Source organism: Streptomyces sp. GDS52 (assembly GCF_052246875.1).
Classification (GTDB): Bacteria; Actinomycetota; Actinomycetes; order Streptomycetales; family Streptomycetaceae; genus Streptomyces; species Streptomyces cathayae.
In genome coordinates this window covers 2,910,113-2,931,650 of the sequence record NZ_CM125966.1, presented here as the reverse complement: position 1 = coordinate 2,931,650, position 21,538 = coordinate 2,910,113, and the positions used below count along the sequence as shown (strand labels likewise).

The 21,538-nt window shown below is 69.2% G+C and carries 15 protein-coding genes and 1 pseudogene; 9 read left to right on the top strand and 7 right to left on the bottom strand.

Features of this window, described 5'->3' with window-relative positions; all coding sequences use genetic code 11:
* Positions 1-76: 76 nt before the first annotated feature.
* The 7 genes from ACTWJ9_RS13205 to ACTWJ9_RS13175 all read left to right on the top strand — a co-directional run bounded on the left by ACTWJ9_RS13205 (position 77) and on the right by ACTWJ9_RS13175 (position 10,546).
* A complete protein-coding gene (locus ACTWJ9_RS13205; RefSeq protein WP_279334451.1) occupies positions 77-3,976 on the top strand; it encodes a DNA-directed RNA polymerase subunit beta' in 3,900 nt (1,299 codons plus the stop codon).
* Positions 3,977-4,177: 201 nt separating this feature from the next.
* A complete protein-coding gene (locus ACTWJ9_RS13200; RefSeq protein WP_279334450.1) occupies positions 4,178-4,747 on the top strand; it encodes a DUF1707 and DUF4190 domain-containing protein in 570 nt (189 codons plus the stop codon).
* A gap of 343 nt (positions 4,748-5,090) precedes the next feature.
* Complete coding sequence (rpsL, locus tag ACTWJ9_RS13195; RefSeq protein WP_003948652.1) at positions 5,091-5,462, top strand: 30S ribosomal protein S12; 372 nt, start codon at positions 5,091-5,093, stop codon at positions 5,460-5,462.
* A gap of 2 nt (positions 5,463-5,464) precedes the next feature.
* A complete protein-coding gene (gene rpsG / locus ACTWJ9_RS13190) occupies positions 5,465-5,935 on the top strand; it encodes a 30S ribosomal protein S7 (protein ID WP_003974303.1) in 471 nt (156 codons plus the stop codon).
* Between the two features lie 39 nt (positions 5,936-5,974).
* A complete protein-coding gene (gene fusA, locus ACTWJ9_RS13185; RefSeq protein WP_279334449.1) occupies positions 5,975-8,101 on the top strand; it encodes an elongation factor G in 2,127 nt (708 codons plus the stop codon).
* 155 nt (positions 8,102-8,256) lie between these two features.
* On the top strand, positions 8,257-9,450 hold the full coding sequence (gene tuf, locus ACTWJ9_RS13180; RefSeq protein WP_279334448.1) for an elongation factor Tu: 1,194 nt from the start codon (positions 8,257-8,259) through the stop codon (positions 9,448-9,450).
* A gap of 208 nt (positions 9,451-9,658) precedes the next feature.
* Complete coding sequence (locus tag ACTWJ9_RS13175; protein WP_387036788.1) at positions 9,659-10,546, top strand: hypothetical protein; 888 nt, start codon at positions 9,659-9,661, stop codon at positions 10,544-10,546.
* 41 nt (positions 10,547-10,587) lie between these two features.
* Here the strand turns inward: ACTWJ9_RS13175 and ACTWJ9_RS13170 are convergent.
* Both ACTWJ9_RS13170 and ACTWJ9_RS13165 read right to left on the bottom strand, forming a co-directional pair.
* Positions 10,588-13,048 (bottom strand): annotated as a pseudogene (locus tag ACTWJ9_RS13170) (FtsX-like permease family protein).
* On the bottom strand, positions 13,042-13,779 hold the full coding sequence (locus ACTWJ9_RS13165) for an ABC transporter ATP-binding protein (protein WP_387036784.1): 738 nt from the start codon (positions 13,777-13,779) through the stop codon (positions 13,042-13,044). Before ACTWJ9_RS13165 ends, ACTWJ9_RS13170 begins: the two are co-directional and overlap by 7 nt.
* 196 nt (positions 13,780-13,975) lie before the next feature.
* Here ACTWJ9_RS13165 and ACTWJ9_RS13160 point away from each other — a divergent pair, with 196 nt between their 5' ends.
* Both ACTWJ9_RS13160 and ACTWJ9_RS13155 read left to right on the top strand, forming a co-directional pair.
* Positions 13,976-15,265: a sensor domain-containing protein gene (locus tag ACTWJ9_RS13160; RefSeq protein ID WP_443295743.1), complete on the top strand. Its 1,290-nt coding sequence runs from the start codon at positions 13,976-13,978 to the stop codon at positions 15,263-15,265.
* A complete protein-coding gene (locus tag ACTWJ9_RS13155) occupies positions 15,244-15,897 on the top strand; it encodes a response regulator (protein WP_443295742.1) in 654 nt (217 codons plus the stop codon). The genes ACTWJ9_RS13160 and ACTWJ9_RS13155 overlap by 22 nt, the downstream gene beginning before the upstream one ends.
* A 182-nt stretch (positions 15,898-16,079) precedes the next feature.
* On the opposite strand, the gene ACTWJ9_RS13150 is transcribed toward ACTWJ9_RS13155, so the two are convergent.
* From ACTWJ9_RS13150 to ACTWJ9_RS13130, 5 genes are all read right to left on the bottom strand, one after another.
* The gene (locus ACTWJ9_RS13150; RefSeq protein ID WP_279334442.1) at positions 16,080-16,757 is read right to left on the bottom strand and encodes a toxin glutamine deamidase domain-containing protein; all 678 of its coding nucleotides are present in this window, start codon (positions 16,755-16,757) and stop codon (positions 16,080-16,082) included.
* Entirely contained in the window at positions 16,754-17,926 is a 1,173-nt protein-coding gene (locus ACTWJ9_RS13145) for an ADP-ribosylglycohydrolase family protein (protein WP_279334441.1), read from the bottom strand. The genes ACTWJ9_RS13150 and ACTWJ9_RS13145 overlap by 4 nt, the downstream gene beginning before the upstream one ends.
* A gap of 387 nt (positions 17,927-18,313) precedes the next feature.
* Positions 18,314-20,263: a putative T7SS-secreted protein gene (locus ACTWJ9_RS13140; protein ID WP_443295741.1), complete on the bottom strand. Its 1,950-nt coding sequence runs from the start codon at positions 20,261-20,263 to the stop codon at positions 18,314-18,316.
* On the bottom strand, positions 20,263-20,928 hold the full coding sequence (locus tag ACTWJ9_RS13135) for a hypothetical protein (protein WP_443295740.1): 666 nt from the start codon (positions 20,926-20,928) through the stop codon (positions 20,263-20,265). The genes ACTWJ9_RS13140 and ACTWJ9_RS13135 overlap by 1 nt, the downstream gene beginning before the upstream one ends.
* Positions 20,925-21,482, bottom strand: a complete 558-nt coding sequence (locus tag ACTWJ9_RS13130; RefSeq protein WP_443295739.1) for a hypothetical protein — start codon at positions 21,480-21,482, stop codon at positions 20,925-20,927. Before ACTWJ9_RS13130 ends, ACTWJ9_RS13135 begins: the two co-directional genes overlap by 4 nt.
* Between the last annotated feature and the right edge of the window lie 56 nt (positions 21,483-21,538).

Genomic DNA, 21,538 nt, shown 5'->3' with positions numbered 1-21,538 from the left:
CCCTGAACCTCCGGCCGGCCCCAGGACCCCCGTTTCAGACCCCACGACTTACGACCCTGAGAGGGATTGACGCATAGTGCTCGACGTCAACTTCTTCGACGAGCTCCGGATCGGCCTGGCCACCGCTGACGACATCCGTCAGTGGAGCCACGGCGAGGTCAAGAAGCCCGAGACCATCAACTACCGCACCCTCAAGCCGGAAAAGGACGGACTCTTCTGCGAGAAGATCTTCGGTCCGACCCGGGACTGGGAGTGCTACTGCGGCAAGTACAAGCGCGTCCGTTTCAAGGGCATCATCTGTGAGCGCTGTGGCGTCGAGGTCACGCGCGCCAAGGTGCGCCGTGAGCGGATGGGCCACATCGAGCTGGCCGCGCCCGTCACGCACATCTGGTACTTCAAGGGCGTCCCGTCGCGCCTCGGCTACCTGCTCGACCTCGCCCCGAAGGACCTGGAGAAGGTCATCTACTTCGCGGCGTACATGATCACGTACGTCGACGAGGAGCGCCGCACCCGCGACCTGCCCTCGCTGGAGGCGCACGTCTCCGTCGAGCGCCAGCAGGTGGAGAACCGTCGCGACGCCGACCTGGAGGCCCGCGCCAAGAAGCTCGAGACCGACCTGGCCGAGCTCGAGGCCGAGGGCGCCAAGGCGGATGTGCGCCGCAAGGTGCGCGAGGGCGCCGAGCGTGAGATGAAGCAGCTGCGCGACCGCGCGCAGCGCGAGATCGACCGTCTCGACGAGGTGTGGAACCGGTTCAAGAACCTCAAGGTCCAGGACCTGGAGGGTGACGAGCTGCTCTACCGCGAGCTGCGTGACCGCTTCGGCACGTACTTCGACGGCTCGATGGGTGCCGCGGCGCTGCAGAAGCGCCTGGAGTCCTTCGACCTCGAGGAGGAGGCCGAGCGCCTCCGCGAGATCATCCGCACCGGCAAGGGCCAGAAGAAGACCCGTGCGCTCAAGCGTCTCAAGGTCGTCTCCGCGTTCCTGCAGACCAGCAACAGCCCCAAGGGCATGGTGCTGGACTGCGTGCCGGTCATCCCGCCGGACCTGCGTCCGATGGTGCAGCTGGACGGTGGCCGCTTCGCGACCTCCGACCTGAACGACCTGTACCGCCGCGTGATCAACCGCAACAACCGCCTGAAGCGGCTTCTCGACCTCGGCGCGCCCGAGATCATCGTGAACAACGAGAAGCGCATGCTCCAGGAGGCCGTCGACGCGCTCTTCGACAACGGCCGTCGCGGTCGCCCGGTGACGGGCCCCGGCAACCGTCCGCTGAAGTCGCTGTCCGACATGCTCAAGGGCAAGCAGGGACGCTTCCGTCAGAACCTGCTCGGCAAGCGCGTGGACTACTCCGCGCGTTCCGTGATCGTCGTCGGTCCGCAGCTGAAGCTGCACCAGTGCGGACTGCCGAAGGCGATGGCGCTGGAGCTGTTCAAGCCGTTCGTGATGAAGCGCCTGGTCGACCTGAACCACGCGCAGAACATCAAGTCGGCCAAGCGCATGGTCGAGCGCGGCCGCACCGTGGTGTACGACGTCCTCGAAGAGGTCATCGCCGAGCACCCGGTCCTGCTGAACCGTGCGCCCACCCTGCACCGCCTCGGCATCCAGGCCTTCGAGCCGCAGCTGGTCGAGGGCAAGGCCATCCAGATCCACCCGCTCGTCTGCACCGCGTTCAACGCGGACTTCGACGGTGACCAGATGGCCGTGCACCTGCCGCTGTCCGCGGAGGCGCAGGCCGAGGCCCGCATCCTGATGCTGTCCTCGAACAACATCCTCAAGCCGGCCGACGGCCGTCCGGTGACGATGCCGACCCAGGACATGGTCCTCGGTCTGTTCTTCCTCACCACCGACGGCGAGATGCGCGACACCAAGGGCGAGGGCCGGTTCTTCGCCTCGGTCGCCGAGGCGATCATGGCCTTCGACGCGGGCGAGCTGTCGCTCCAGTCGAGGATCGACGTCCGCTTCCCGGTCGGCACCATCCCGCCGCGTGGGTGGATCCCGCCGACGCGCGAGGAAGGCGAGCCGGAGTGGCAGCAGGGTGACAGCTTCCGGCTGAACACCACCCTGGGCCGTGCGCTCTTCAACGAGCTGCTGCCCGAGGACTACCCGTTCGTCGACTACGAGGTCAGCAAGAAGCAGCTCTCCGAGATCGTCAACGACCTCGCCGAGCGCTACCCGAAGGTCATCGTGGCGGCGACGCTCGACAACCTGAAGGCGGCCGGCTTCCACTGGGCCACCCGTTCCGGTGTCACCGTCGCCATCTCCGACGTCGTCGTTCCCGAGGCGAAGAAGGAGATCGTCCACGGTTACGAGGCGCAGGACGAGAAGGTCCAGAAGCAGTACGAGCGCGGCCTGATCACCAAGGACGAGCGCACGCAGGAACTCATCGCGATCTGGACCAAGGCGACCAACGAGGTCGCCGAGGCGATGAACGACAACTTCCCGAAGACCAACCCGATCTTCATGATGGTGAACTCGGGCGCGCGCGGCAACATGATGCAGATGCGTCAGATCGCCGGTATGCGCGGTCTGGTGTCGAACGCGAAGAACGAGACGATCCCGCGGCCCATCAAGGCCTCGTTCCGTGAGGGTCTGTCCGTGCTGGAGTACTTCATCGCCACGCACGGTGCCCGTAAGGGTCTGGCGGACACCGCGCTGCGGACCGCCGACTCGGGTTACCTCACCCGTCGTCTGGTCGACGTCTCCCAGGACGTCATCATCCGCGAGGAGGACTGCGGCACCGACCGCGGTCTGAAGCTGCGGATCGCCACGCGGGAGGCCGACGGCACCCTGCGCAAGGGCGACGACGTCGAGACCAGCGTGTACGCCCGCATGCTCGCCGAGGACGTCGTCATCGACGGCAAGGTGATCGCGCCGGCCAACGTCGACCTCGGTGACGTGCTCATCGAGCAGCTGGTGCACCACGGTGTCGAGCAGGTCAAGACCCGTTCGATCCTGACCTGCGAGTCCGCCGTCGGCACCTGCGCCATGTGCTACGGCCGTTCGCTGGCCACCGGCAAGCTGGTCGACATCGGTGAGGCGGTCGGCATCATCGCCGCCCAGTCCATCGGTGAGCCCGGCACCCAGCTGACGATGCGTACCTTCCACACCGGTGGTGTGGCCGGTGACGACATCACCCAGGGTCTGCCGCGTGTCGTCGAGCTCTTCGAGGCCCGTACCCCGAAGGGTGTCGCCCCGATCTCCGAGGCCGCCGGCCGCGTCCGGATCGAGGAGACCGAGAAGACGAAGAAGATCGTCGTCACCCCGGACGACGGCAGCGACGAGACGGCGTTCCCGATCTCGAAGCGCGCCCGTCTGCTGGTCGGCGAGGGCGATCACGTCGAGGTGGGCCAGAAGCTCACCGTGGGTGCCACCAACCCGCACGACGTGCTGCGCATCCTGGGTCAGCGGGCCGTCCAGGTCCACCTGGTCAACGAGGTGCAGAAGGTCTACGACTCGCAGGGTGTGTCGATCCACGACAAGCACATCGAGATCATCATCCGGCAGATGCTGCGCCGTGTGACGATCATCGAGTCCGGCGACGCCGAGCTGCTGCCCGGCGAGCTGGTCGAGCGGTCGAAGTTCGAGGCCGAGAACCGTCGTGTGGTGCAGGAGGGCGGTCACCCCGCCTCCGGCCGTCCGCAGCTGATGGGTATCACCAAGGCCTCGCTGGCGACCGAGTCGTGGCTGTCGGCGGCGTCCTTCCAGGAGACGACCAGGGTCCTCACGGACGCGGCGATCAACGCCAAGTCCGACTCCCTGATCGGCCTCAAGGAGAACGTCATCATCGGTAAGCTCATCCCGGCCGGTACGGGCCTGTCCCGTTACCGCAACATCCGGGTCGAGCCGACCGAGGAGGCCAAGGCCGCGATGTACTCGGCCGTCGGCTACGACGACATCGACTACTCGCCGTTCGGCACGGGCTCCGGCCAGGCCGTTCCGCTGGAGGACTACGACTACGGTCCGTACAACCAGTAGGCGAGTCGCCCGACGTACCGCAGGGCGGCCACCCCGTACAGAACGGGGTGGCCGCCCTGCGGCGTTCCGCGACCCGTACCGGTGAGGTGCGCGAGTGACCTGTGCCGGTGACCTGTACCGGTTTCGTGACGCGCAGCCCGTGCCGTAAGGCTTTGCGCGGGCGCATGATGGAATGACGTGTGCAGTCGGGGGAGGTACCTGGTGTCGCAGTCGCCGTATCCGTCGTGGCAGCCCTGGCAGGGGCGAGGCGCTCCGCAGCCGTGGGGTGGACCGGGTGGGCCGCAGCAGGGCGGGCCGCCGATGCTGGCCTCGCACGCGGACCGGGAGCGCACCGTGGACGTGCTCCGGGCCGGGTACGCGGAGGGCCGTCTGGACCAGCAGGAGCTCGAGCGGCGGGTGGCGCGGGCCTATCAGGCCCGTACGGTGGCGGATCTCTCGCTGCTGGTGGCCGATCTGCCGCAGGGCCCCGTGCCGCAGACCGCGGTGGTGCAGCAGCACGTCCCCATGGCGCCGGCGACGTTCCTGCCCCGGCAGAAGACCAACGACAAGGCGATCGGGTCGATGGTGTGCGGGGTGCTGTGCCTGGCGACGGGCGGGGTGACCGGCATCCCGGCCGTGGTGCTGGGGCACATGGCCCGTGCGGAGATCCGGCGCACGGGGGAGCAGGGGGACGGGCTCGCGGTGGCCGGACTGGTGCTCGGCTGGCTGTCCACGGCCGGCTGGGCCGCTTTCCTGTTCCTTCTGATCATGTTCGGTGTCGCGTCGGGCTGACGCGTGGGGGCCGACGCGTGAGGGGAACGGAAAGGGGCCGGAGCCGCCCTTTCGAAGATCGTTCCCTTTCGCGGGCTTCACCCGCTGCGCGCGGGGGCGGGGCGACAGCCCATTTGTTTTGACCGCAGCCAATGCTATAGGTACGCTCAGACCTTGTGCCTGGGGTGTGCCCTGGCTTCCGCGTGTGCCGTCAGACCGCGCCGGGGGCTGTGAACGGCCACCGCGATCATGCGCTTCTTTCTGCCTTGCGCCGGGAGTCCGCGGGATTCGACACACCCGACCGCGTGGGTCGGTGACGTTCCAGGTTAGCTGTACCTATCGGCACACAGAAACCGGAGAAGTAGTGCCTACGATCCAGCAGCTGGTCCGTAAGGGCCGGCAGGACAAGGTCGAGAAGAACAAGACGCCCGCACTCGAGGGTTCCCCTCAGCGTCGCGGCGTCTGCACGCGTGTGTTCACCACCACCCCGAAGAAGCCGAACTCGGCCCTCCGTAAGGTCGCGCGTGTGCGTCTGACCAGCGGTATCGAGGTCACTGCTTACATTCCGGGTGAGGGGCACAACCTGCAGGAGCACTCCATCGTGCTCGTGCGCGGCGGCCGTGTGAAGGACCTGCCGGGTGTTCGCTACAAGATCATCCGCGGCTCCCTCGACACCCAGGGTGTCAAGAACCGCAAGCAGGCCCGCAGCCGCTACGGCGCCAAGAAGGAGAAGTAAGAATGCCTCGTAAGGGCCCCGCCCCGAAGCGCCCGGTCATCATCGACCCGGTCTACGGTTCTCCTCTGGTGACCTCCCTGATCAACAAGGTGCTGCTGAACGGCAAGCGCTCCACCGCCGAGCGCATCGTCTACGGCGCCATGGAGGGCCTTCGCGAGAAGACCGGCAACGACCCGGTCATCACGCTGAAGCGCGCTCTCGAGAACATCAAGCCGACCCTCGAGGTCAAGTCCCGCCGTGTCGGTGGCGCCACGTACCAGGTTCCGATCGAGGTCAAGCCCGGTCGTGCCAACACCCTGGCGCTGCGCTGGCTGGTCGGTTACTCCCGCGCCCGTCGCGAGAAGACCATGACCGAGCGCCTGCTCAACGAGCTCCTCGACGCCTCCAACGGCCTCGGTGCCGCTGTGAAGAAGCGCGAGGACACGCACAAGATGGCCGAGTCCAACAAGGCCTTCGCGCACTACCGCTGGTAGTCGCTACCCACATCGAGACCGAGAGAAGACTGAAGCCTTATGGCTACCACTTCACTTGACCTGGCCAAGGTCCGCAACATCGGGATCATGGCCCACATCGACGCGGGCAAGACGACCACCACCGAGCGGATCCTGTTCTACACCGGCGTGTCGTACAAGATCGGCGAGACCCACGAGGGTTCCGCCACGATGGACTGGATGGAGCAGGAGCAGGAGCGTGGCATCACGATCACCTCTGCTGCGACCACCTGCCACTGGCCGCTCGAGGACAACGACTACACGATCAACATCATCGACACCCCGGGGCACGTCGACTTCACCGTAGAGGTGGAGCGTTCCCTGCGAGTGCTCGACGGTGCCGTGACCGTGTTCGACGGTGTCGCCGGTGTCGAGCCGCAGTCCGAGACGGTGTGGCGTCAGGCCGACCGTTACGGCGTGCCGCGTATCTGCTTCGTCAACAAGCTGGACCGTACCGGCGCGGACTTCCACCGCTGTGTCGGCATGATCAAGGACCGCCTGGGTGCGCAGCCGCTGGTCATGCAGCTGCCGATCGGTGCCGAGGCCGACTTCAACGGCGTCGTGGACCTGGTCCGCATGAAGGCGCTCGTGTGGTCCGCCGAGGCCGCCAAGGGCGAGATGTACGACGTCGTCGACATCCCGGCCACGCACACCGAGGCCGCCGAGGAGTGGCACGGCAAGCTGATCGAGGCCGTCGCGGAGAACGACGAAGAGATCATGGAGCTGTACCTGGAGGGCCAGGAGCCCACCCAGGAGCAGCTGCACGCCGCGATCCGTCGCATCACCATCGCGTCCGGCAAGTCCACCGACACCACCATCACCCCGGTGTTCTGCGGCACCGCGTTCAAGAACAAGGGCGTTCAGCCCCTGCTCGACGCGGTCGTGCGCTACCTCCCGACCCCGCTCGACATCGAGGCCATCGAGGGCCACGACGTCAAGGACCCCGAGGTCGTGATCACGCGCAAGCCGTCCGTGGACGAGCCGCTGTCGGCCCTCGCGTTCAAGATCGCGAGTGACCCGCACCTCGGCAAGCTCACCTACGTCCGGGTCTACTCGGGCCGCCTGGTGTCCGGCACCGCCGTGCTGAACTCCGTCAAGGGCAAGAAGGAGCGCATCGGCAAGATCTACCGCATGCACGCCAACAAGCGTGAGGAGATCGAGTCGGTGACCGCCGGCGACATCGTCGCCGTCATGGGCCTGAAGCAGACCACCACCGGTGAGACGCTGTCCGACGACAAGAACCCGGTGATCCTGGAGTCCATGGACTTCCCGGCGCCGGTCATCCAGGTCGCCATCGAGCCCAAGTCGAAGGGTGACCAGGAGAAGCTGGGCGTCGCGATCCAGCGCCTGGCCGAGGAGGACCCCTCCTTCCAGGTCCACTCGGACGAGGAGACCGGCCAGACCATCATCGGCGGTATGGGCGAGCTGCACCTCGAGGTGCTGGTCGACCGTATGCGCCGTGAGTTCAAGGTCGAGGCCAACGTCGGCAAGCCGCAGGTCGCCTACCGCGAGACGATCCGCAAGGCCGTCGAGCGCGTGGACTACACCCACAAGAAGCAGACCGGTGGTACCGGTCAGTTCGCCAAGGTGCAGATCGCGATCGAGCCCATCGAGGGCGGCGACACCTCGTACGAGTTCGTGAACAAGGTGACCGGTGGCCGTGTGCCGAAGGAGTACATTCCTTCGGTGGACGCCGGTGCGCAGGAGGCCATGCAGTTCGGTATCCTCGCCGGCTACGAGATGACGGGCGTCCGCGTCACGCTTCTCGACGGTGGCTACCACGAGGTGGACTCCTCCGAGCTCGCGTTCAAGATCGCCGGCTCGCAGGCCTTCAAGGAGGCCGCGCGCAAGGCTTCGCCCGTGCTCCTCGAGCCGATGATGGCCGTCGAGGTCACCACGCCCGAGGACTACATGGGTGAGGTCATCGGCGACATCAACTCCCGCCGTGGCCAGATCCAGGCCATGGAGGAGCGGGCCGGTGCTCGCGTCGTGAAGGGCCTCGTGCCCCTTTCGGAGATGTTCGGCTACGTCGGGGACCTCCGCAGCAAGACGTCGGGTCGCGCAAGCTACTCGATGCAGTTCGACTCCTACGCCGAGGTTCCGCGGAACGTCGCCGAGGAGATCATCGCGAAGGCCAAGGGCGAGTAACGGACTCCGTTCACACGCTTTAGGCTTGACCCCGGAGCCTGCTCGGGGCATTCCGCCGCAAAACCGGTGGAATGCCCCCGGCCCCGGGCTTTCCAGCAAAGATCACCTGGCGCCGATGAGTAAGGCGTACAGAACCACTCCACAGGAGGACCCCAGTGGCGAAGGCGAAGTTCGAGCGGACTAAGCCGCACGTCAACATCGGCACCATCGGTCACATCGACCACGGTAAGACGACCCTCACGGCCGCCATTACCAAGGTGCTGCACGACGCGTACCCGGACCTGAACGAGGCCTCGGCCTTCGACATGATCGACAAGGCGCCCGAGGAGCGCCAGCGTGGTATCACGATCTCGATCTCGCACGTCGAGTACCAGACCGAGCAGCGTCACTACGCCCACGTCGACTGCCCCGGTCACGCGGACTACATCAAGAACATGATCACGGGTGCGGCGCAGATGGACGGCGCCATCCTCGTGGTCGCCGCGACCGACGGCCCGATGCCGCAGACCAAGGAGCACGTCCTCCTGGCCCGCCAGGTCGGCGTTCCGTACATCGTCGTCGCCCTGAACAAGGCCGACATGGTGGACGACGAGGAGATCCTGGAGCTCGTCGAGCTCGAGGTCCGTGAGCTCCTCTCCGAGTACGAGTTCCCGGGCGACGACGTTCCCGTCGTCAAGGTCTCCGCTCTGAAGGCCCTCGAGGGCGACAAGGAGTGGGGCAACTCGGTCCTCGAGCTCATGAAGGCCGTGGACGAGGCCATCCCGCAGCCCGAGCGTGACGTCGACAAGCCGTTCCTCATGCCGGTCGAGGACGTCTTCACGATCACCGGTCGCGGTACGGTCGTCACCGGCCGTATCGAGCGTGGTGTCCTGAAGGTCAACGAGACCGTCGACATCATCGGTATCAAGCAGGACAAGACCACCACCACGGTCACCGGTATCGAGATGTTCCGGAAGCTGCTCGACGAGGGCCAGGCCGGTGAGAACGTCGGTCTGCTGCTCCGCGGCATCAAGCGCGAGGACGTCGAGCGCGGCCAGGTCATCATCAAGCCCGGTTCGGTCACCCCGCACACCGAGTTCGAGGCCCAGGCCTACATCCTGTCGAAGGACGAGGGTGGCCGTCACACCCCCTTCTTCAACAACTACCGCCCGCAGTTCTACTTCCGTACGACGGACGTGACCGGCGTCGTGACCCTCCCCGAGGGCACCGAGATGGTCATGCCGGGTGACAACACCGAGATGTCGGTGCAGCTCATCCAGCCCATCGCCATGGAAGAGGGCCTGAAGTTCGCCATCCGTGAGGGTGGACGGACCGTGGGCGCCGGCCAGGTCACCAAGATCAACAAGTAAGCTCCGGCTGCTTGCTGATCCGACCTGGTAGCTCCACCGCGAGCACCTGAGAGGGCCCGCACGACTTCGGTCGTGCGGGCCTTTTCGCGTCGCAGGGGACTGGGGGACTGGCGGGCGGTGTCAACCTCCACGTCCGGCATGTCACCTGATCACGGGAAAGGTTGGCATATGCGCGCCGTGGAGCGGGAGACGGTCCTAGTTTCGGATCATGCTCAGCTCATCCCATGAGGCCCTGCACCGGATCTTCCAGGAGGACCCGGGCCTCTTCGCCCGTGCCGTCAGAGGGCTCGGTGTTTCCTTTCCGCCGCCTGTTTCCGCCTCCCCGCTTCCCACCGACCTCACGGAGAACCGTCCGATGGAGCGCCGGGTGGACACGCTGCTGAGGATGGACACCGAGGACGGCGAGTTCATCCTGGCGGTCGAGTCCCAGGGGAAACGGGCCTCCGACAAGCCCGCGAGCTGGGCGTACTGTCTCTCCCACCTGTACGCCGAGTACGGCATCCCCCCGGTCCTCCTCGTCGTCTGCGCGGACCGGTCCACCGCGGCCTGGGCCGCCCGGCAGGTGGACATCGGCCCGCCGCAGTGGCCCTCGCTCACCCTGCGTCCGCTGGTCCTGGGGCCGGACAGTCTGCCGGTGATCGCCAGCCCCGACGAGGCCGCTCGCGACATTCCGCTCACGGTCCTGTCGGCGGCTCTGCACCGCCGGGATCCGGACGCCGATGCCAGACTGAACGCGCTGGCAAAGGCGCTGAAGGGCTTGTCGGCCGACGACGAGGACACCGCGGGCACCTTCATCGAACTCACCGGACAAGGCCTCGGTAAGACGCCGGCCGCGGATCTCTGGAGGCATCTGATGGCTGTCGACCTCTCTTTCTTCCAGTCGGAGACTGCTCAGAGGCTCCGGGGCGAGGGCCGGATCGAGGGCCGGACGGAGGACATCCTGCGCCTGCTCGACGGCCGGGGCATCGAGGTGTCCGCGGAGGAGCTGGAGCGTATTGCCGGGTGCGGTGACCTGGACACGTTGGACGTCTGGTTCACCCGGGCGATCACGGCCACGTCGGCGGCGGAGGTCTTCGAGGGCGACGAGGCGGGCTGAGCCGGTTCGGCGGCGCGGCGGCGGCGCGTCGAGACGGGTGGTCATGAGCGGATGCCCGTGAGTTCCACCGCACGGCGCCGTAGGGCCAGGCCGGCCGGGACGACCGATGCGAGTACCGCGAGGAACGCGCAGGCGCCGACGACCGCACCGATCTCCGGCCACGGCAGCACGGGTGTGGGGCGTACCGAGAGCAGGCCCAGGGCCGCCCACATCCCGGCCAGGTTGAGCGTGGTGACGGCCAGTCCCAGGAGCGCTCCGACTGCGACGACCAGCAGCGACTCGGCGCACATCAGCCGCAGTACCTGCCAGTGGGTGGCCCCGGCCAGTCGCAGCACCGCCAGGTCACGGATCCGGTCGGAGGTGGCCAATCACCATCGTGTTGACCAGGGAGATGCCGGTGTAGAGCAGGGCGATGCCGAGGACCAGCAGAAGGCCGAGCCGGGTCGAACGGTTGGTCCCCGGACGGGTGTCCGCGACCCACTCGTCCTTGCCGAGCACCTGACCGTCTGCCGACCGCACCGCCTCGCGCAGCCCGGCGGCCACGGCCCCGCTGTCGGCGCCGTCGGCGAGGGCGACGTCCACCCGGTCGACGGGGGCGCCGGGGGCGTTGGCCGCGGTGACGTAGACGCCGCTGTTGCCGGTGCCGGTGGTCATCACCGCAGCGATACGCAGTGTCCTCTCCGTGCCGTCCCCGAGCCACACCCGCACGCTGCGGCCCACCGAGTGCCGTTCCCACTCCTCGTTGACGATGATCGAACCGTCGTCGAGGTCGGACACCCTCCCCGCGGCGAGCGGCAGCCTGGTGGTGGCGACGAGGGCCTCGGGGCCGGTGACGGCGCGTGCCTCGGACTTGATGAGTGCCGCGCCTTCCTCCAGGACGTACACCGCGCTCGACGAGGACGGCGACACCTCCGCCCCGGGTACGGCACGCAGCCGTTTCACGGTCCGCTCGTCGAACCCCGTGCCGTCCGGCGCGGTGACCACGAAGACGGCAGCGGTCCGTTCGCGGGTCTCGGTGGCCTTCGCCTCGTTCAACGTAGTGGTGGCACCGAGCAGCGAGCCCGCGAGAGCGACCGTGACCAGCACCGGTGCCGCGACGGTCGCGGTGCGGCGCACGCCGGCGGCCGCGTTCTCGCCCACCAGCATGCCCATGGCACCCGGCAACCGGGCCGGCAGCCAGGCCAGCAGCCGGATCAGCGGGCGCACCACGACCGGTGCGAGCAGCGCGACCGCGGTGATCAGCAGCATCGGCCGGCTCACATAGGTCTTGCGGTGCAGCAGGTCGCCGGGGTCATAGGCCAGGGCGATGCCGAGCGTCACCAGGGCGGTCAGCAGCAGCCCGAGACCGAACAGCCACCGGCCCGGGGTCATCGCCCCGGCGTCCACGAACGCCTCGCGCAGGGCCTCGGTGGGGCCGGTCCGGCCTGCCCGCCAGGACGCGGCGACCACGCCGCACAGGGCGACGACGAGGCCGGTCCAGAAGGCCGCGTGGCAGGGCCAGGTGTGGTCGCCGATGGTGAACCAGGCCGGTGCCAGTCCGCAGTCGACCACCCACTCCGCCAGCCGCGGCGCACCGTAGGAACCCAGTACGCAGCCCGAGGCCGAGGCGAGCACGCCGACCAGGAGGGCCTCGGCGAACACCGTCCGGCGGAGCTGACCCGGCGTCGCCCCGGCCGTGCGCAGCAGCCCGAACTCCCGGCGTCGCTGGGCGACCGCGAAGGCGAACGTGGACGCCACGACGAACACCGAGACGAACGCGGTGACGCCGCCGGCCGTGCCGAACAGGGCGTTCATCGCGGTCAGCGCCTCGCTGTCCCGGTCGGGGTCGGCGTCCGCGTACCGTCGGTCGTCCCCGGTGAGCACCTGCACACCCGCGCTGCCCCGCACCGCCTCCCGTACCGCGGAAACCTCCGCGTCGACCACCAACTGCGCGCTGGACGGGGAGAGTCGGGCGGCGCGTGCGTCGGTGAAGAAGACGGCGTCCTCGAAGCCGCGGTCGGGTACGATGCCCACGATCCGCAGGGTGCCCCGGTCCGTCCGCACGCGCTCGCCCGGCGCCGCCCAGTCGCCGGTGACGACGACCTCGTCGGCCGTGCGCGGCGCGTGGCCCGCGTCGATCCGGTACGGGGCGAACGCGGCGGTGGACCAGGGGTGGCCCACCAGGTCACCGGGCCCGCCGTGGACCCTTACCGGGAAGGACCGGTCCTCGACGACGGTGCCGAGCCGCTCCAGCTTCGCCACGGTCGGGGCGGGCACGGCACGCGGCTGCGCGAGTTCCTGCGTACGGTCGCCGGCCGGCGTCGGCACCCGCAGAATGTCCTGGCCCCGGACCACGACCGGCGCGGCGGCGAACCGCTCCGGCGTGCGGGCCGGAGCGTCCAGCGAGGCGGCCAGGACCAGCCCCATGACGGTGAGCAGGGCGACGCCGAGCGACAGTGCGACGAAGCTGCCGAGGAAGGTGACCCAGCGCGTGCGCAGGGTATGCAGGGCGACAGTCAGCACGGCACGGACTCCAGCTTGGTCATGTGCGCGGTGATGCCGTCGGCTCCGGCCCCGGCCAGCTCGCCGTGGACCCGGCCGTCGACGAGGAAGACCACGCGGTCGGCGTAGGAGGCGGCCACCGGGTCGTGCGTGACCATGATGACGGTCTGGCCCTCGCGGTCGACCATGTCGCGCAGCAGTGCCAGCACCTCGCGGCTGGTCTGCGAGTCCAGGGCACCGGTCGGTTCGTCGCCGAACAGCACCTCGGGGCGGGTGATCAGTGCGCGGGCCAGGGCGACCCGCTGCTGTTGACCGCCCGACAGCTCTGTGGGCCGGTGCCGGGCCCGGTCGCCGAGGCCGACCCTCGCAAGCGCCTCGCGCACCCGGGCCCGGGAGGGGCGACGGCCGGCCAGGCGCAGGGGGAGCGCCACGTTCTGCTCGGCGGTCAGCGACGGCAGCAGGTTGAACGCCTGGAACACGAACCCGATGCGCTCACGGCGCAGCAGGGTCAGCCTGGTCTCGCTCAGCCCGGTCAGCTCGGTGCCACCGACGACCACCGATCCCGACGTGGGCCGCTCCAGGCCGGCGGCGCACTGCAGGAGGGTCGACTTGCCCGAGCCGGAGGGGCCCATCACGGCGGTGAAGGTGCCCCTGGGGAAGGCGAGGGAGACCTCGTCGAGGGCCGTCACCGCGCTGTCGCCCGAACCGTACCGCCTGCTGACGGAGCGCACCTGGATCGCGTCGTCGTTCATCTGTCCCCACTCGTCGGGTGTCGGGCCTCCCGCCGTGTTCGGCGGAACGGCTTCTCCGTGGTGACTCCACGAAACCGTCCGCGATCACCCCGGCGCAGTGCGGCAGGGGCGAGAAACCGGGTAGGGCCTGCCATACCCCCAGGACACCCCCTGGACCGATGGTCTCGCCGCGCACGGGAGTTCTACGGTGATCCGCATGCACCCTCGGAACGTGTGGCAGGCCATGTCCGGCCCCAGCTTCCTGCTGTCGGCGTGGCCCTGGCGCGCGGTCGTCTACCTGGTGACCGGGGCGGTGGCCGGTGCCGCGACCCTGGTGGGGATCGTGGTCGCGGCTGCCGCCGGCGGTGTCCTCGCCGTCGTCGTGGTGGGTCTGCCGCTGCTGGTCCTCACCGCCCTTGCGGGCATCCCCGTCGCCCAGGTGGAACGGCGGCGCCTGTGTCTGGTCGACCGTGATCCCGCGCCCGGCCGGCCCCGGCAGCCCACCGCCGCGGGCCTGTGGGCCTGGCTGACCACCCGGCTGCGGGAGCGGGCGACCTGGCAGGAACTCGGCTACGCCCTGCTGTTCGCCGGCCTGCTCTGGCCGGTGGACGCCCTCGCCGTCACCGCCGCCCTGGCCCTACCGCTTGCCACGGTCGCCACCCCGCTGCTGATGGCCACCGTCGGCGAGGGCGAGGAGACGAAGGTGCTCAAGCAGTGGACGGTCACCACCTGGCCGACCGCGTTCGGCGTGGCGGTGCTGGGGCTTCTGTTCCTCGCCCTGGGCGCCTACGCGCTGGGCCTGGCGGCGGGCGCGCGGGCCGAACTCACCCGGGTCCTCATCGCCCCGCGCGAGGGCGACCTGGGCGCCAGGGTCGTCGAACTCACGCGCTCCCGGGTGCGGTTGGTGGATGCCTTCGACGCCGAGCGACGCCGGATCGAACGCGATCTGCACGACGGCGCCCAACAGCGCCTCGTCGCCCTGACGATGACCCTCGGTCTGGCACGCCTCGATGCACCGCCCGGCGCTCTCGCCGACCAGTTGGCCAAGGCCCACGGGGAGGCGGGCAAGGCGCTGGAGGAACTGCGTGAGCTGATCCACGGCGTCCACCCCAAGGTGCTCGCCGACTACGGCCTGGAGGCGGCCGTCGCCGACGCCGCCGACCGGTCCGCCGTTCCCGTCGACGTCTGCCTGGAGCTGTCCGGGCGGTTGCCCCGGGCGGTCGAGGCCGCCGCCTACTTCGTGGTCTGCGAGGCCCTCGCCAACGTCGCCAGGCACAGCGGAGCCGACCGCGCGGAGGTGACCGGAGGGCACCGCGACGGACGGCTCTTCCTGCAGGTCCGCGACGACGGCCGGGGCGGCGCCGAGGCCGGGGCGGGCAGTGGACTGACCGGACTCGCCGACCGGGTGTCCGTACTGGATGGCAGACTCTCCCTGTCCAGTCCGCCGGGCGGCCCGACCCTGTTGTGCGTGGAGATTCCTTGCGAGTGGACCGAACGCTTCGCGTAGTACTGGCCGAGGACAGCGTGCTGCTCCGGGACGGGCTGACCGGCCTGCTCGCCCGCTTCGGCCACGAGGTCGTGGCGGCCGTGGGCGACGCGGAGGAGCTCGTCGCCGCCGTGGAGGAACACGTCCCGGACATCGTCGTCACGGACGTCCGCATGCCGCCCGGCTTCCAGGACGAGGGCCTGCACGCGGCGGTACGGCTGCGGGAGAAGCGCCCCACTCTGCCCGTCCTCGTCCTCAGCCAGTACGTGCAGCGGGCGTACGCCGCCGAACTGCTGGACTCCGGCGACGGCACGGGCGTCGGCTACCTGCTGAAGGACCGCGTCGGCCAGGTCGAGGAGTTCGTCGACGCGCTGGCCGAGGTCGCGGACGGCGGCACGGTCGTCGACCCGGAGGTGGTACGCCAGTTGCTGCGCCGCCGCCGCGACCCCCTGGAGCGGCTCAGCCCGCGCGAGCGGCAGGTGCTGGCCCTGATCGCGGAGGGCAGGTCCAACGGCGCCATCGCCCGTGAACTCGTCGTCTCCGAGGCGGCCGTGGGCAAGCACATCGGCAGCATCCTCACCAAGCTCGACCTGCCCCCGGCGACCGAGACGCACCGCAGGGTGCTGGCGGTCCTGGCGTATCTGAGGGCCTGACGCGGCGCACCGTGAGCAATCCGGCAACCGGTCCGTGACACGGGACTGTCCGCCCCGTGCCGTCACCAGACGGACTGAGAGGGGGCCGAGGCGGCCGTCGGTACGCGGCTGCCTCGGCCCCCTCGTGCGGGCCCCGACCGATGGACCGTCGCAGGGTGTCCGGTACGTGGGCCTGACCTGGTCTATTGCTCCCGGTCACCGGGCAGCGAGCGCAACAGGCGAAGCTCGCGAACACCGGTGGTCTCCAGCGTGGCCGACGAGGCGGTCATCGGGTCGAGGAAGACCACGTGGCCGGCGTTGTTGTGCACGTGGACGAGATGGCCGGTGATCTCCCGGCCGCCGAGTTCACGTCGGACCCAGACCAGACCTCGGGAGTCCGGCCCCGTGGTGCCGACCGCGCGGATGATGTCGTCCCAGTCGTTCACCGCCCTCGGCTCGAACTCCGGGAAATAGCGCCGGACCAACCTGCCCCACCACCCCGGAGCCTCGTGGCCCGGTTCCCACGGCAGGGGAGTCACCAAGGTGCCGTCGATCCGGTGGTGCAGGGCCACCACCCGGCCGCGCACGTTGAGCCTGCGCGGCTGGGAAACCAGCCGGTCGGCCAGCTTCCAGCTCGGAGCGGGCTCCAGGTCGGCCAGCGGAGCGCCGGGGGCGGGGTGGTAGGGCAGACCGTTGTACCTGGGCACGACGATCGACGCCGCGAGCATGGGAGTGCGGGGGAAACCGGGCTGCGCCACGGACCGGCAGCCGAGCAGCCACGCGGTGGGCGTCTCGTGCACGACGTCGGGGCCGGACAGTTCCACCAGGCCCTTGTACGTCTGCTGAAGCCATTCGGTGGCCAGCCGTACGGGTCGGCTCATGCGCGGCGCCCCGACGGGCCGCGGTAGCTCTTCGGGTTGCCCGAGTCCCAGAAGGAGACGAGGGGGCGCACCCGGTCCCCGTACTCGAGCGCGCGTACCCAGTCGGCGGGCCAGGCCGAGCCGCCGACCGACGCCCCGGCGAACGCTCCGGCCAGTGCGGCGACGGAGTCGGAGTCGCCGGAGGAGAACGCCGCTCGCTGGACGACCGCCACGGGTTCCTCGGGGAAGAGCAGGAAGCAGTAGAGGGCAGTGGCCAGAGCCTCCTCGGCGATCCAGCCCGCGCCGACCACCTCGCAGGGGTCGCGTTCCGGGTCGGGCCGGTCGAGAGCGGCGGAAACGGTGTCGAGAGCCGCCAGGGTCTCGTCCCAGCCGTGTGCGATGAATGCGGCGGGGTCGGCCGCACCCGCCCGCTGCGCCAGGTCGTCGAGCCAGTCTCCGTGATACGTCCGGCGTGCGGACCGGCCGTAGTGGCGCAGCCGCGGCAGCAACTCCGAGGGGTGGCAGTTGTGCGTGAGCAGCCACACGGCGTGTGCGGTGAGGTCGCTGGCTGCGAGCGCGGTGGGATGGCCGTGGGTCAGCGCGGCCTGCAACTGGGCCGTACCGGCGCGCTGTTCCGCCGTCAGCCCCGGCAGCAGACCGACGGGCGCCACCCGCATGTTCGCCCCGCACCCCTTGGAGGCCATCACGGTGGCCTCCTGCCACGGCACACCGCGTTCCAGGGCCGCGCACGCGTCCAGGCAGGTCCGCCCCGGAGCGCGGTTGTTGTCCGGCGAGCGGAGCCAGGCCACGAAGCGTGCCCGCAGGGCCGGCTCGACGGTCGCGGCCGTCAGGGAGGAGACGCCGTGCTCCGCGACGTCCGCCAGCGCCTCGATCACCGCCAGAGTCATCTGGGTGTCGTCCGAGACCCGGGCCACACCGGAGTGGACGGGCAGCTCCAGCTGTCGCCAGGAGCCGTATCGGCTGGTGAGCCGGGCGATGTCGAGGAACTCGGTGGGATAGCCCAGAGCGTCACCGATGGCGAGACCGAAGATCGCTGCCGTCGATCCACCCTTGACGGTGTCCCTGCGCCACTCCCGCTCGGTGAGTTCGTCGAGGACGGCGAGACTCTCGGCCTGGGAGAGGGAGTCCGGCACGATGTGGAGACCGTGGACGGCGATCGGCTGCGTCATGATTTCCGTCAGGGCCTGAGTTGGCGCGATGCCCCGCTCCTTGGCCGAATGCAGGTGCAACACCCAAGCGCCAGCGCTGTTGGAAGCATCAGGACCTGCAGCGCTGTGTAGTTCTACGCCGGCGGCATCGTCCTCGTCGTTCGCCCATACGTAACCGAGCACTCGGTTCTCGGTGTCGGCGAATGCCACGTACTGCACGGGGCGTCCGGTATGAAGGGCATAACGCGGTGGTCCTCCTGGCACGATGTGGCCGCCGACGCTCTCGGCGAAGCGTGGGTTGATCCGGCGGTCAGGGTGTTCGGAGCTCATGCTGGTTGGTCTTTCCTGATCGGGTGCTACGTCGAGGTGCTCAGCGCGGGCAACTTGCGTCGGTCATACAGCGGGCAGTCAATCACGCGGCAGGACTTCGCCGTAGATCTGAACCTGTCCCTTCTCGTCCAAGAAGGCACGTGTCACGCGGTAGTTCGTGTCCCGTCCGAGCAGGAGCTCCCGCTCCGTGACACCGAAGTCGCTCACTCTCTCCACCCACGCTGCGTGCGTGCCCTCCGGGACACGCAGGCGCAGGATCGCCTCTTTGCCCTCGAAGCTCGGAACCGGGTGATTGCCCAGTGAGGAGGACATATATCCGGAGTCGCTCATCGTCCGGCCGATCAGGTCTTCCGGACGTTTGAAATGCATATGGTCGGTACCGCTGCCGCGCACGACCATCACGTCCTCCGGCAGGGGGTTCCCGGCCAAGGCCCTGTCCACTTCGCGAATGTTGTTGAGCACTTCAGGTGTGCCCAGTTGCGGATCACCCCGAAGAAAGCCGTTCATCTCCCGGTAGGTCGCATAGCCCGGTGCCCCCGGGTAAGGCGGCTCACCCGTGTAATCCCGGAGCGCCTGGCGCGTCTCCGGCGGCAGATCGTCCACGTAGCGGTTCCAGTTGTCCCTGCCGTAGGAAATGGCCGCGTCGGGGTCCGCGAACGAGCGCGCGCCCCGTTCCAGTTCTGCGGCCGCCACCTGGTGCCGTTGTTCGGCACTCAGCCCGCTCCACCCGTCGTTCGTGACCTGGGGCCGGTAGCCGAAGCCGTCGCCCGGTGAGTCCGGCCGGTGTGTGCCGGCCGCGTCGTCGAGCGGCGAGCGAGGACGTGTCCCGGCCTCCACACCCTCCCGGAGACCGGTTTTGACGCCGCCCTCCACGCCCTCCTTCACCGCGAGCCGGAGGCCGCCGCGGGCCACCCCCGCGCCCTTGGTGCCGAGCAGTTCGGGAACCAGGCGGCCGATGAACTCGGAGGGGTCCTTCTTGAAGCCCTCCACCGCGGCGGTCACCGCCCGGTCGGGGTGGGCCACGGTGGAGACCAGGCCGGAGAGCGTCATCGAGGTGTTCTCGAGGTACTCCGCCGGGTGGGTCAGGTTGTAGGGGTCCGCGGGGTTGATGCCGCGGACGAAGTTGAGCAGACCCGCCGTGCCCTTGACCACACCGCCGACGAGGTGGGTGGATTCGATGTTCCCCGCGATGAAGCCGTCGACCATGTTGTTGCCGATGCGTTCCAGCGGCGGCGGCTCGGCCGGGGCGTGGGCCAGGGCTTTTCTGATGCTCCGCTCGGCGTCCGAGGCCGCGGTGTTGCGCTGCTTGCGCGCCTCGGCGAGCTTCTCGCGCGCCTGCCGGACGGTCTCCTCGCCGGGATCGCGGAACGGCCCGGGCGGCGGTCCGGGGCTCTGCTCGGCCTTGATCCTGGCGTTGTACGCGTCGACCTGTCTGTTGTGGTCCTCGACGGCCTGCTCGGAGGCGCGTTTGCCCCGCTTGTAGAGCGCGATCGCTTCCTGCGCCTGCCCCTGTGCCCAGGTGACGGTGTCGGCGTAGGACTCCAGTGCGCCCGCGGCCGTCTCACAGGCGTCGGCGGCCCGAAGCCACTTCACGGGGTGGACGCCGAACTTCTCGCGGAAGGTGTCTCCGCCCTCGCCGCGCCAGCTGGAGGAGTCGACCTTCTTCATCCCCGAGCCGACCTTGTCGAAGGCGGTGGAGAAGTCGCGGAGGTGCTTGGCGCTGCTCCGGATCCTTTCGGGGTTCCCGTGGACGAGTTCGTCGGCTTCCTCGGTCTGGCCGAGCTGCTGTTCGCCCGGTGTGGCGCCGAGGTCGGAGGCGAGCTCGTCGCCCCAGTCCTCCACCGCGTCCGCGGCACCTTTCAGGCCGACCCCGTCCAGGCCCTCGCCGAGCCGGTCGGTGCCCCAGTCGACGCCTTCGCCGACGATCCTCTTGCCCGCGTCGATGCCGTGTTCGACGACCTTCAGGCCGCTGTTGAGACCGTCCTTCAGCTTGCCCAGGTCGTCGCCGAGGTCGCCGAGGACGCCCATCAGTCAGCGCTCCCGTCACTCTGCACACGGGCGCGCTCCTCGGGCGAAGGGCCGAACTGCTCGTCCAGCATCCGCTCGTACTGGGCTTCCGAAATCCCCAGGCGCTCGCGCACGCTCTCCGGGCCCGCCCCTGGCAGACCGAGGTTCTCGGAGGTCATCACGTCCCGGCCCGCGTCCTTCCACCCCTGGGCACTGTTCTCCCAAGCGCGGTCGAAGGACTCCTTGCTGTAGTCGGCGTCCCTGATGTGGGTGTACGCGTTGCTCGACAGGACCTGCCCCCAGTCCTTGCCGGTGATCTCCTCCTCGGAGGCGTACGGGTTGCCCATGACGGAGTTGACGCCGATCTTCATGGCGCCTTCCACGTACTGGTCGACCTCGTAGTACGTGCCGGCCGCCAGCCCGGTCTTGAGAGCGAACCCGTTCCCCTCGTTGACCAGGGAACGCACGCCCCACTCCCACCGCTCGCAGAAGGAGTCGAAGGCACTGGTGAGGCCCGCCGCACCCAGTTCGAGCCCGGACAGCGCGATGTCGCCGAAGCCACGGCCGGTGCCGGCCTCGCCGACCATGCCGAGTTCCTTCAGCTCGCCCAGAGCGAGCGTCAGTCCCTTGGCGATCTCGTCGAGACCGATCGCCGCCAGGTCCTTGCCGTCGCCGCCTCCCGTCATCGAGGCGCACCCCCCCGATGTATGTGATCCACGGCGAAGGCGTCGGGCACCACTCCCGACACCGGCGGAAACAGCACCGCGTGCTCGGCGCCGTCGGCCACGTCCAGGGCCACGCCGCAGGGAACTTTGGCCTCCGGCACCGCCACGTCCAGCAGTCGCGCCCCGAGCACGGTCTGATACGTCCACTCCTGGTGGGCCTCGTCACGGGCCGACGCGTACCGGGCCAAGGCCGATTCGTCGGAGAAGGCCAGGATCCAGCGCACACCGCCGAAGTCGGCGGTGAGCCACCCGCCGCTCCGCAGCGGGACCAGGACCGCCGTGTCACGGAAGACCTCCAGCAACATGGTGAACTCCCGTCGTCGGGCCGCGACTTCCGCGTCGGAGGGCTCGGCGCCCCGGTCCGTCTCCACCAGGCCGGGACGCTCGGACGCCGTGGCGCTCCTGGAAACCTCCGACTGGCGGGAAGTCTTTGGTGGTTGCCCGGTCATTTCCGCGTACTCGGCAAGTCGGGAACGCCGTACCGGCACCCCCGTGCCGCCACCGGAATCTGTCATCGCACAACCTTGGCACATCACCCACCACTGCTGCCCCAGCAGCCCAGTTGACCTCT